The organism is Chryseobacterium barbadense (genome assembly GCF_042849955.1).
Taxonomy (GTDB): Bacteria; Bacteroidota; Bacteroidia; order Flavobacteriales; family Weeksellaceae; genus Chryseobacterium.
In genome coordinates this window covers 70,129-82,359 of record NZ_BAAFHL010000004.1, presented here as the reverse complement: position 1 = coordinate 82,359, position 12,231 = coordinate 70,129, and the positions used below count along the sequence as shown (strand labels likewise).

Sequence of the window (12,231 nt, the reverse complement as noted above, 5' to 3'; positions counted from 1 at the left end):
CTTAAATAAAAGGGTATGCCTTTAGGGTTAAAAATTCTTCAAAATTTTCAGAGAAGATCAGTTCATTGAAAAGTTCCTTAGCCAGATTGAATTTTCCGTTTCTGAAACGCTCTTCGCCAACATATTTTTCAATACGCTCCATTTCTTCGAATTCCCATTGAAGAATCATTTCTCTGGTTAACGTCCGGTCATCACTTAAAACAGCTTCATTTTTCAGCCATTGCCAGATCTGGGTTCTTGAAATCTCTGCGGTGGCCGCATCTTCCATCAAATGATAAATTGCGGCAGCTCCAATGCCGGACAGCCAGCTTTCAAGGTAAAGGATTCCGACATTGATATTTTTTCTGACTCCTTTTTCTGTGATTTCACCTTTTGGAATTTCCAGCAGGTTATTCTCCGTAATTTGGTAATCAAACTTTTTATCAATCTGGTTAGGAGAAGGCATATATTGATCAAAAACATCTTTCGCTACTGAGACCAGGGCCGGATGTGCCACCCAGGTTCCATCATGACCGTTTTTTACCTCTCTTTCTTTATCGCTTCTTACTTTTCCAAAAGCAATGCTATTGGCTTCATAATCATTTTTTATAGGAATCTGTGCCGCCATTCCACCGATGGCATGTACGTTTCTTTTATGACAGATTTCAATCACTCTCTTAGAGTATGCACTCATAAAAGGAGAAGTCATGGTCACCTGATCTCTGTCCGGAACAATAAACTCAGGAAGATTTCTGAATTTTTTGATGTAGGAAAAGATATAATCCCAGCGTCCGCAATTCAAACCTGCACTGTGCTCTTTTAATTCAAATAAAATTTCATCAATCTGAAATGAAGCCGTGATGGTCTCAATAAGAACTGTAGCTTTAATAGTTCCCTGTGGAATTTCAAGATAGTTTTGTACAAAGACAAATACTTCGTTCCACCAACGGGCTTCCAGGTAATGCTCCAATTTTGGAAGATAGAAATATGGACCGCTGCCATTTTCCAGCAGTGATTTGGCATTTCTGAAAAAGTATATTCCAAAATCAATTAAAGAGCCGGAAGCTTCTTCCCCATTAATTTCAATGTGCTTTTCCGGCAGATGCAGGCCTCTTGGGCGAACCAAAAGAACAGCCGTATTCTCATTGAGCTTATAAGATTTTCCATTTTCATTGGTGAAATCAATATTTTTATTAATCGCATCAGTAAGATTAATCTGTCCCTGCAGGCAGTTCTCCCAGGTCGGGGCGTTGCTGTCTTCAAAATCAGCCATAAAAGTCATAGCCTCTGAATTTAAAGCATTGATAATCATTTTGCGATCAACTGGTCCTGTAATTTCCACTCTCCTGTCAAGCAAATCTGCAGGAATAGGATTGCATACCCAGTTTTCATTTCTGATCTGTTCTGTTTCTTCTAAAAATGTCGGAAGAATTGCCGCATCAAATTCCTGCTGAGTTTTTTCTCTGCTTTCCAGTAACTCAAGTCTTTTAGGATTAAACTGCTGATGAAGCTCAACCAGAAAATCAATTAATTCCGGAGTAAAAACTTCTTCAAACTGTTTCTCTGACTTAATTTTCAATTGAGTTTTCGTTTCCATAATATTCTGATTTTGTGATTCGACCTTACAAACATAAATAAAAATTTTCACAATAAGCGAACGTTCGCTAAATTATTTTCAAAAATTATTATGCGAATAATCGCAATCAATTTTTATATTTGAGGCATGAATTCGGAAAGTGACTTTATTAAAACAGTTTTTGGGTTGAAACTGAAGCAACAGAGACAAAAGAAAAACTGGTCTCTGCAGGATCTTGCTGTAAAAACAGGTTTATCAAAATCCTACCTCAATGAAATCGAGAATGGTAAAAAATACCCGAAGCACGATAAGATCATCCAGCTTTCCGAGGCTTTGAATTGCACTTTTGATGATCTGGTTTCCACTAAACTAGATAAAAGCCTGGCTCCCTTCAATGAAATTCTTCAGTCGGATTTTTTTAAGGAAATTCCTCTGGGTCTTTTTGGGATTAATAAGAATAACCTGATCAGTATCATCAGTGATGCACCTAAGAAGGTAACCGCCTTTATCAATGCATTGATAGAAATCTCACAGAATTATAATCTGGGAAAAGAGCGTTTTTATTTTGCCGTATTGCGGTCTTTCCAAGAGTTATATGACAATTATTTTCCGGATATTGAGGAAAAAGTGCTTCATTTTGCACAGGAAAATCAGCTGGAAATCAGTAAAAATTTAAGGACAGAGGTTTTAGAACATATTCTTACTGAAAAGTTCAGGTATTCTATTCAGTCGGAAGATTTTGAAAAGTATGGAACTTTAGAGCATCTCCGATCTTTATATATTCCGGAGAAAAAATTACTGCTTCTCAACCATAAGCTTGAAAGGGATCAGAAAACTTTCATTCTTGCCAAAGAGATAGGCTTCAATGTACTGGAGCTTAAAAACCGGCCTCACACGTATTCATGGCTAGATTTTGGCAGCTTTGAAGAGATTCTGAATAATTTTTATGCGTCTTATTTTGCAGGCGCCCTACTGATTTCCAAAGATGAGATCATGGAAAAGGCTTCAGATTTTTTTCTACAGAATAATTGGGAACCTGAGGGTTTCGAAAGTCTTATCGAAAGTTTCACGAATTCACCGGAAACCTTCTATTATCGACTGACAAACGTTCTTTCTTCAGAGCTGGGAATTAAAGATCTTTTTTATTTATGCCTGGTGAAGAAAAAGGATTCTGATAAAATTCAGATCTTAAAAGAACTTCATCTGAATCACCAGCAGGCCCCACACGCCAACGCCACTAATGAACATTATTGCAGAAGGTGGATCGCGGTGAAAAACCTTCATCACCTGAAAGAAAATGAAACTTTGACCGATGCCCAGATTTCGCATTATAAAGATCAGGGGATAAGTTATCTGGTGATTTCAACGTCTCAAAAGAATCCGTTTTCAGACGGAAGCAACAGAAGCTACTGCCTTGGGATTTTACTGAATTCCCAGACCATCAAAAAAATCAATTTTATTAAATCTTCTTCATTAAAAACCATCAACGTAGGGGTAACCTGTGAAACATGCAGTATTGCGGACTGTGAAGTCAGACAAGCTCCTCCGGTCCGCCTGGAAAAAGAACATTTTAATCTCAATATGAAAAACTCTATTGACAGGATCAGGAAAGATATTGAGGCGGGAAAGTGAAAGTCAATGAAAACATTTGCTTCGAGTTGCAGCGAAAAGTCTATATTCGTATCTAAAACACAACAATGATTTTAGACTTACTTTTCCCGAACCGCTGCAGCAACTGCAACAGGATTATTGACAGCCATCTTCTTGTCTGCAATTTATGCTTCAACCAGATTCATTTTCCTCATTTTGATTTTGATGATGAAAACATACTCAAAGAAAGGTGCAAACTCTTGTTTCCAGTTGAACATGCTTATGCTTTAATGCAATTTGAGAAAGAAAGTATCAGCAGGAAAATCATTCATCAGCTCAAATATCAGGGAAGAGAAAAAATTGGGAAAATACTTGCAGAATGGACTTATGAACAAATTTCATTTAAGGATGAGAAACCTGATATGCTTGTTTCCGTGCCGCTCCATCCTAAAAAACAAAGGAAAAGGGGGTATAACCAACTGCACTTATATACGGAAACCTTATCTGAATTAAGTCATATTCCCTATTATCATAATCTCATCAAAAGAAATCATTATTCAAAAGCACAGGCTCTGAAAGACAAAAAGCACAGATTGGAAAGTCAAAATATTTTTTCCATTACCCAACCTGTTTCCAAACAACACATTTTACTGATTGATGATGTTTTTACTACCGGAAATACAGTTTCGATGATCGCCTGGGAGATTTTGAAATCAGGGAATAATAAAGTAAGTGTTTTAGTAATGGCGATGGATGAATAAATGCGGGATCTGAGATACGAGGTGCGGAGTGCCTGTTTCGGGTTATGAATTATGAGTATGATTTGTATTAGACTGACTAATTCCAGCCTCCAGCTTCCAAGTTCCAGCTTCTAAATCTAATTTCCGGTTCTCAATTGTTTTTTATATTTTTCGGGAAACTAATTATTTATGAAAAATCTGCTTTTACTACATGGAGCTTTAGGTCATAGTGATATTTTTGCACCCTACACAGAAGAATTGTCCCGATATTTCCAAATTCATACGCCTTTATTTTCCGGGCACGGAGCTATTGATCTTTCTGAAGACGGAATAACGATCGAGACATACACTGAAGAGTTAGCTGAATATTGTGAAAAGGAGAATTTAACGGATGTTTATATTTTCGGGCACAGTATGGGAGGTTATATTGCCCTTTGCTATGCTTTAGAGAATCCTGAAAGGATCAACTCCATTATGACACTGGGAACTAAATTTGACTGGACAGAGGAGCAGGCTTTAAAGGAAAGTAAAATGCTCAATCCGGGTGTTATCGTTGAAAAAGTACCCAAATATGCAGAGCAACTGGAATCTCAACATGGAGCAAAATGGGAGCAACTTCTTCCCGCAATCGCGAATATGATGGTTTCTTTAGGTAAAAATCCGGCTTTGAATCAGACAAATTTAGCAGAAATTACAGTTCCGGTTCAGATTATGATCGGCGATAAAGATCAAATGGTAAGTCTTGAGGAAAGTATTGGTGTTTATAAAAGCATTCCTAATGCAAAATTGGCCGTACTTCCGGATACCAGACATCCTATGGACAGAGTACGACCAAAATTATTGGTTGGTTTAATGAAAGACTTCTGGAATCTGTCTTAAAATTATCTTTGTAGTTTTTCTCCGTAGCTAAGATCTCCTGCGTCACCTAAGCCGGGAGTAATATAGCCTTTGGACGTTAATTGCTCATCCATCGCACCTATCCATATTTTAGCTTCGGGATAAGCTTTTTTTATCGTTTCCACTCCCTGCCTTGAAGCGATAGCTGCTACAATATGAAGCTGCGTTGGTTTTCCGTTCGTCAGGAGGTCTTTGATGGCTTCAATTAATGAAGCTCCGGTTGCCAACATAGGGTCTGCAACAATTAAAGGCCTTCCCTCAATGCTCGGACAAGTCAAATAATCCTGCTTGATGGAAAAATAATCATTAGCATCATGTTTTCTATAAGCAGCAACAAAACCACAATCGGCTCTGTCGAAATAATTCAAAATCCCCTGAAACAAGGGAACTCCTGCTCTTAAAATAGTGGTAATCACAGGTTGAACCGCTATTTCCTTTACCTGAATTCTATCTAAAGGAGTTTGAATTTCGATTTCTTTTTGCTCTAATTCTTTGCTGATCTCAAAAGCGGCAATTTCCCCGATACGCTCCATATTTCTACGGAATCTCATCCTGTCGTTCTGCACTTCAACATTTCGAAGTTCATTGATCCAGGAGTTTACCAATGAAAATTGTTCTGACAGTATTGTTACCATAAAATTTGACGATATGATGATTTGATAATGTGATTATTATATTTTTTTTGATTTAATATTTCTTTGCCGTTGCAATTATTTTAGACAATAACTTCTGAATACTGATCAATTGAAGTTTTAAACTGGAATCAAAATTATAATTTTCTGAATTCTCACATAAAAGCAGCCAATATTCGGTTTCTTTTGCTTCTTTATCTGCAATTTTCATTTTATGAATAAATCTGCTCTACTTTCTGAACTTTGCGCTTCAAACACATTAGCGCCAATTGATGTTCCAGACTTTAACAATTGATTTGCTATCACATATTTCCTATTACTCTCAAGTAATTCAGCATATTTGATAATAGCCAATGAAAATTTGATACTTAATTCTAAAATCTCATTCTTAACTTCCATATTGATGGCGTTAGCAAATCAACAAATTATCTTATCTACAAATCAGCTTACTTTTGTCTGAAATATACTTCAATCGGAACTCCGGTAAATCCGAATTCTTTTCTCAATTGATTTTCAGTAAATCTTTTATAAGGTTCTTTCACATATTGTGGAAGGTTACAGAAGAATACAAACTGCGGCGATGGCGTAGGAAGCTGAACACAATATTTGATTTTAATGTATTTTCCTTTATTGGCAGGTGGAGGCGTATTTTCAAAAATAGGAAGCATCACTTCATTCAATTTTGAAGTCTTGATTTTCTTTTTACGTGCTTCATATACTTCCATTGCCGTATCAACTGCTTTTAAAATTCTTTGTTTCGTTAATGCAGATACAAACAAAACCGGAATATCCTGGAACTGACCGATCTTATCTTTGATGGATTTTTCGAAATCACGCATCGTGTTGGTTTTCTTATCTTCAATAAGATCCCACTTGTTCACCAGAATCACAATTCCTTTTCTGTTTTTCTGGGCGATCCCGAAAATATTCATATCCTGAGCTTCCCATCCCTGGGTAGCATCCACCATAATAATCACTACATCAGAATTTTCAATTGCCCGTACGGAACGCATTACGGAATAGAATTCCAGATCCTCATTTACTTTAGATTTTTTACGCATTCCCGCCGTATCTACCAATACAAATTCATGTCCGAATTTATTATAAAGGCTCTGGATACTGTCTCTTGTAGTTCCTGCGATATCCGTTACAATATTTCTTTCGTTATCCAAAAGAGCATTGGTCATGGTAGATTTCCCTACGTTCGGACGGCCTGCAATGGTAATTTTAGGCAATCCTTCAAATGGATCTTTATAATCTGTGGTAGGAAATTCTTTAACGATATCATCTAATAAATCTCCTGTTCCTGAACCTGTTGCTGAGGAAAGAGTATAATACTTTTCAATTCCTAACTGGTAGAATTCTGTGGCCGGAAGTTCTTCTTTGGCAGAATCTACTTTATTGACAACAATATATACAGGTTTGTTCGATCTTCTTAATAATTGATAAATTTCATAATCCGTATCAGTAAGCCCTTCTTCTACGTTCATCATAAAGATGATGGAAGTTGCCTCATCTACCGCTAACTGCACCTGCTTTCTGATCTCTTCTTCAAAAATGTCATCCGTACCTACATCATAGCCTCCTGTATCAATTACGGTAAACTCTACTCCGTTCCAGTCTGACTTTCCGTAGTGACGGTCTCTGGTCACCCCTGCCGTAGAATCTACAATGGCTTCTCTTTTTTCCAGTAAACGATTAAACAGGGTGGATTTTCCTACGTTGGGACGCCCAACGATTGCGACAATATTCGACATAAAAAATGTTTAATAAGTTAATTATTAATGGGTTTCTCCAACTTTTGGAGCCCAATTTTTTTGCAAAGATAAGCTTTATTATTTTAGTAATAAAAAGCACAACTTTTACTGCTTTCTTATTAATTTGCGACTATTCGCACTTTTTCCGATCACGTCAAAAAAAAACCTGCCATTAAAAACAGCAGATTTATATTGTTTAAAAGCTATAATTAATATCTGGAGAGGAGAACCCAGGCTGAACCTGTACTCTGTACCACAATTCCCCTTCCCAAATCTGTATTATTTAAGCCATAATTAGAAAAATTTCCGCCATTGATTCTGAACGTTCCCGCAATTGTAACAGGGCCGCTGGTATCATTAATCAGATTATAAACCTTTCCCTGATTAGTTGCACTTGCCACCGGAAGAGAAATATTTCCTGTGATTAGAACAGTGTAATCATCGGCAGCAACTGTTCCCGAAGCTAAAGTAGTAATCTTTTGAGGCAGCGCAGAAACATCTTTCCATGAAAGCTGCGCATTGACTGCTCCGTCCGAAACCAAAACCTGATTGGCTGTTCCGTTTGTTCTCGGCAAGGTATAATTTCCTTCTATAGCACCTGAAGCATTATTATATGTAAAGGTAACCCCCTTTAGCTTTTCAAGGTTCACATTTGCAGACTCTGCACTTGTTCTGCCGTGTACCAGCCCCAAGCCACTTCCCGAAGCGTCGCTATATCCCGAAACGGAAGCATTAATAGTTTGGCTTGAATTACCGGCAACCAGCCCAAATGAACCTCCGCCGGAATTTGAAAATGTGGCTATACTACCGCCTCCCAGTCCGTAATTTGATTGCAGGCTGCTTATTCCGGGTCTTGTCATCACCAAACTCAAACTATTAGCAAGTGAAATATCAGTATTGTCGGAATAGTACATTCCGTTTCCTACACCCAAAAGGTTGGTATCTATTCCGAAATAGCCGGAACCGCTTCCGTGTTGCGCCTTCATATCTCCTTTTACCTCAAACTGTCTGTCGGAAATGGCGTCTGATGGTGTGAATCCTACTCCCACTTTTCCGTTCTGGTAGATATTCTGATTATTAGATGTTGCCGGAGTTGCCGTATTCTGTACATTCCATGGTTCCGGAGTCGCAGAAATTCCTGTGCTTAATTTGATCCATTTATTAATGGCCGTGTCTCCATTGAAATAATAGTATCCAGGCGAGGTCACCTCCAAAGTTTGTCCGCCTGGAGCAGAATCCGCCACAGTTACGTACACGAGAGCTCCGGTTTGTAATGAAGAATACGTTTTGGCTTTTAATTGGTCTCCGGTAATTCGGGGAGCAATAATTCCGTCATATTTGGTAATATCAGAAGGATTTCCCACCACATCAAAAGTGGCCTGCGGAGAGGTAGTATTCACCCCAACCTGAGCAAAAGCGAAAGAGCCTGTTAATAATACAACAGGAAATATTTTTTTCGTCATGTGTTTGTTTGTTTTTTTAACAAAAATATATTTTATTTTGAAAAAACAAAACAATTTCACAAATATTTGAAATACAAACACTGTTTTATTAAAAAAGACAGTCGCAATTGACTGTCTTTACAAATATTATGTTAATCGCCTGATTAGTTTAGATCAAACCTATCCAAATTCATTACTTTGGTCCATGCCGCTATAAAATCCTTAATGAATTTTTCCTGAGCATCGGAACTGGCATATACTTCTGCTATTGCTCTCAGCTCCGAATTAGATCCAAAAACCAGATCCGAACGTGTAGCAGTCCATTTTGGCTGACCTGTTGAACGGTCTGTACCTATATACAATTCTTTATCATCCGACATTGCTTTCCACTGGGTATTCATATCAAGAAGGTTAACAAAGAAATCATTGGTTAAAATCCCCGGACGTTGTGTAAATACTCCATGCTTAGAACCGTCAAAGTTGGTATCCAGTACGCGCATACCTCCCAACAATACCGTTAGTTCAGGAGCCGTAAGAGTTAATAGTTGGGCTTTATCAATTAATAAAGCTTCTGTAGGTATGGTAAATTTTCTTTTCAGGTAGTTACGGAATCCGTCAGCAACAGGTTCTAAATATCCTACAGATTCAACATCTGTCTGTTCTTGCGACGCATCCATTCTGCCTGCTACAAATGGTACTGTAAAATCATAACCTGCATTTTGTACAGCTTTTTCAACACCCACATTACCGGCTAATACAATAAGGTCTGCCAAAGAGATTTTTTTTCCTCCAGTCTGCGCATCGTTAAATTGCTTCTGAATATTTTCCAATACGTTTAAAACCTTCTGTAATTGAGCAGGATTATTCACCGGCCAGTCTTTCTGAGGTGCCAAACGTACTCTGGCTCCATTGGCCCCTCCTCTTTTATCACTTCCTCTGAATGTTGAAGCGGAAGCCCAGGCAGTTGACACCAGTTCTGATATATTCAATCCTGAATTTCGGATATTCTCCTTTAACGAATTGATATCTTCATTGGTTACCAACTCATGATTAAGTTCCGGAATAGGATCCTGCCAGATAAGTTCTTCTTGCGGAACTTCGGTCCCTAAATATCGGGTACGAGGTCCCATATCTCTGTGAGTAAGCTTAAACCAAGCACGTGCAAAGGCATCTGCGAAAGCATCAGGATTTTCATAAAAATGTCTTGATATCTTTTCATAAGCCGGATCAAGCTTTAAAGACAAGTCTGTAGTCAACATTGTAGGTCTGCGCTTTATGGAAGAATCAAAAGCGTCAGGAATTGTATTTTCCGCATTTTTGGCAATCCATTGATGTGCTCCCGCCGGACTTTTAATAAGCTCCCACTCGTTCTCAAAAAGGTTTTCAAAAAAGTTATTGCTCCATTGGGTAGGTGTTTTCGTCCATGTAACTTCCAATCCGCTTGAAATGGCGTCGTGACCTTTTCCAGTCTTGTAGCTGCTGCTCCATCCCAATCCCTGCTCTTCTATTCCCGCAGCTTCAGGCTCATGTCCTACATGGTCTGCAGGACCTGCTCCATGCGTTTTACCAAAAGTATGCCCTCCGGCAATTAGTGCTACGGTCTCCTCATCGTTCATTGCCATACGCCCGAATGTATCACGGATATCTTTTGCAGCTGCAATCGGATCCGGATTTCCATCCGGTCCTTCGGGATTCACGTAAATAAGCCCCATTTGTACCGCAGCCAAAGGTTTTTCCAGGTTTCGGGAATGAATATTTCCATCCGCATCATCATCAGAAGGAAGCACCGCTCCATTTTTTTCTACCCCTTCCGAACCGTGGGCATATCGAAGGTCTCCCCCCAACCAGGTTGTTTCTGATCCCCAGTAGACATCCATATCCGGTTCCCATACATCTTCTCTTCCCCCGGCAAATCCGAAAGTTTTAAAGCCCATAGATTCCAGGGCAACATTTCCTGTAAGAATCAAAAGGTCTGCCCAGGAAATTTTATTTCCATATTTCTGCTTGATAGGCCATAAAAGTCTTCTTGCCTTATCCAGATTAACGTTATCCGGCCAGCTGTTTAAGGGTGCAAAACGCTGTTGCCCTGCTCCTGCCCCTCCTCGTCCGTCGCCTACACGGTAGGTTCCGGCACTGTGCCACGCCATACGGATGAACAACGGCCCATAATGTCCAAAGTCTGCAGGCCACCAATCTTGTGAGTCCGTCATCAGATCATGAAGATCTTTTTTGACAGCTTCAAGGTCCAGGCTTTTGAAAGCTTCTGCATAATTAAAATCTTTATCCATTGGATCTGATAGTGATGAATGCTGACGCAGAATATCCACCCTCAATTGATTGGGCCACCAATCCTGGTTTTGAGTTCCGCCACCGGCTACACTTTGCTTTTTCATCGTACCGTTATGAAACGGACATTTACTGATGTCATTTAAATCTTTTTCCATTGTAGTTTAGATTTTTATGTTGTAATTAATATTTTAAACAAACTTACAATAGTTAAATTATAAATACAATCTATTAATATTTATAATTAACATAGTTAAAAACTATAATAAAATAACTGGGTCCTCGAAGTTTAAGTTACTATTTTTTTCCGATCAGATATCCTTATAATTAATATCTGTAATGATTCCAGATAAAGGCAAAAGCAAAGCATACTCCTTATTAAAAAAAATTGGCTATTTTTAATGCATAAAACTCTTTTGTATGAAAAAAGTACTGGTAGTTATTCTTGTAGCATTTATTATTATTCAGTTTTTCCCGATTGATAAGACAAACCCGCCTTTAAATCCCGGAATGGATTTTCTGAAAATTAAAAAAACACCACCGGAAATTGCTAAAATCATTAATACCTCATGTTATGATTGCCATTCTCATGAAACAAGGTATCCATGGTACTCGAGCATTGCCCCTTCGTCAAGGTTTTTAAAGAACCATATTGATGAGGGAAGAAAACATCTGAATTTTTCTATTTTTTCAACCTATGAGCCCAAAAGACAGGCACATAAATTGCAGGAATGTATAGAGATGATCGAAAAGGATGAGATGCCTTTGGAGTCTTATATTGTAGGACATCAGGATGCCAAATTGTCTCCTGAGCAGAAGCAGGCATTGATCAATTACTTTAAAAAAGTAAAAGAAGAAACGGAAAGAGCAATGGTATTTTAAAAAATTAACATCATGCGGGAAGATTGGGAAAGTAAACATATAGTTTTTTTTGACGGGGAGTGCGGTGTATGCAATTTTTGGGTGCAGTGGATCATGGAAAAGGATAAAAAGGATGAATTTTTATTTGCCTCCCTGCAATCAGATTTCGGCCAGAAATTCTTATCGGAAAGAGGATTGGAGAGAAAGCAATTCAAGACATTGTACTTATGGAAACCCCACCGGTATTATTTAACAAAATCCCGGGCTGTACTAAAAATTGCCCATATTTTAGGTGGACGTTACAAACTGTTAAGCTATTTCGGAAAACTGATGTTTCCTGCAGTGAGTGACAGAATTTATGATATAGTTGCCAGAAACAGAATGAAGATTGCCAATCAGAAGTGTTTCTTACCGACTCCACATCAGAGAAAAAAAATTATAGAAGTATAAATATAAAGGAGAGCAATGCTC

The 12,231-nt window shown here is 38.3% G+C and carries 10 protein-coding genes and 1 pseudogene; 5 read left to right on the top strand and 6 right to left on the bottom strand.

The features are described from left to right. Position 1: 1 nt before the first annotated feature. Positions 2-1,576: a malate synthase A gene (gene aceB / locus ACGHIN_RS04050; RefSeq protein ID WP_390451028.1), complete on the bottom strand. Its 1,575-nt coding sequence runs from the start codon at positions 1,574-1,576 to the stop codon at positions 2-4. Positions 1,577-1,702: 126 nt separating this feature from the next. On the opposite strand from aceB, the gene ACGHIN_RS04045 reads away from it, so the two are divergent. From ACGHIN_RS04045 to ACGHIN_RS04035, 3 genes are all read left to right on the top strand, one after another. After that, complete coding sequence (locus ACGHIN_RS04045; protein WP_390451027.1) at positions 1,703-3,187, top strand: helix-turn-helix domain-containing protein; 1,485 nt, start codon at positions 1,703-1,705, stop codon at positions 3,185-3,187. Positions 3,188-3,252: 65 nt separating this feature from the next. Next, the gene (locus tag ACGHIN_RS04040) at positions 3,253-3,906 is read left to right on the top strand and encodes a ComF family protein (protein ID WP_390451025.1); all 654 of its coding nucleotides are present in this window, start codon (positions 3,253-3,255) and stop codon (positions 3,904-3,906) included. 168 nt (positions 3,907-4,074) lie between these two features. Continuing rightward, a complete protein-coding gene (locus ACGHIN_RS04035; RefSeq protein WP_390451023.1) occupies positions 4,075-4,764 on the top strand; it encodes an alpha/beta fold hydrolase in 690 nt (229 codons plus the stop codon). Positions 4,765-4,766: 2 nt separating this feature from the next. On the opposite strand, the gene upp is transcribed toward ACGHIN_RS04035, so the two are convergent. The 5 genes and pseudogenes from upp to katG all read right to left on the bottom strand — a co-directional run bounded on the left by upp (position 4,767) and on the right by katG (position 11,057). Next, on the bottom strand, positions 4,767-5,417 hold the full coding sequence (gene upp, locus ACGHIN_RS04030; protein WP_390451022.1) for a uracil phosphoribosyltransferase: 651 nt from the start codon (positions 5,415-5,417) through the stop codon (positions 4,767-4,769). Positions 5,418-5,469: 52 nt separating this feature from the next. Beyond that, a pseudogene (locus ACGHIN_RS04025) lies at positions 5,470-5,813 on the bottom strand (four helix bundle protein). Positions 5,814-5,860: 47 nt separating this feature from the next. Further along, on the bottom strand, positions 5,861-7,171 hold the full coding sequence (der, locus tag ACGHIN_RS04020; RefSeq protein WP_390451020.1) for a ribosome biogenesis GTPase Der: 1,311 nt from the start codon (positions 7,169-7,171) through the stop codon (positions 5,861-5,863). A gap of 209 nt (positions 7,172-7,380) precedes the next feature. Further along, complete coding sequence (locus ACGHIN_RS04015; protein ID WP_390451018.1) at positions 7,381-8,634, bottom strand: hypothetical protein; 1,254 nt, start codon at positions 8,632-8,634, stop codon at positions 7,381-7,383. Positions 8,635-8,777: 143 nt separating this feature from the next. Next, positions 8,778-11,057: a catalase/peroxidase HPI gene (katG, locus tag ACGHIN_RS04010; RefSeq protein ID WP_390451017.1), complete on the bottom strand. Its 2,280-nt coding sequence runs from the start codon at positions 11,055-11,057 to the stop codon at positions 8,778-8,780. A 262-nt stretch (positions 11,058-11,319) separates the two neighbouring features. Between katG and ACGHIN_RS04005 the strand changes: the two genes are divergently transcribed. Both ACGHIN_RS04005 and ACGHIN_RS04000 read left to right on the top strand, forming a co-directional pair. Further along, complete coding sequence (locus ACGHIN_RS04005) at positions 11,320-11,781, top strand: heme-binding domain-containing protein (protein WP_390451016.1); 462 nt, start codon at positions 11,320-11,322, stop codon at positions 11,779-11,781. Between the two features lie 12 nt (positions 11,782-11,793). Beyond that, positions 11,794-12,210, top strand: coding sequence for a thiol-disulfide oxidoreductase DCC family protein (locus ACGHIN_RS04000; protein WP_390451014.1), 417 nt, complete (start codon positions 11,794-11,796; stop codon positions 12,208-12,210). Positions 12,211-12,231 lie beyond the last annotated feature (21 nt).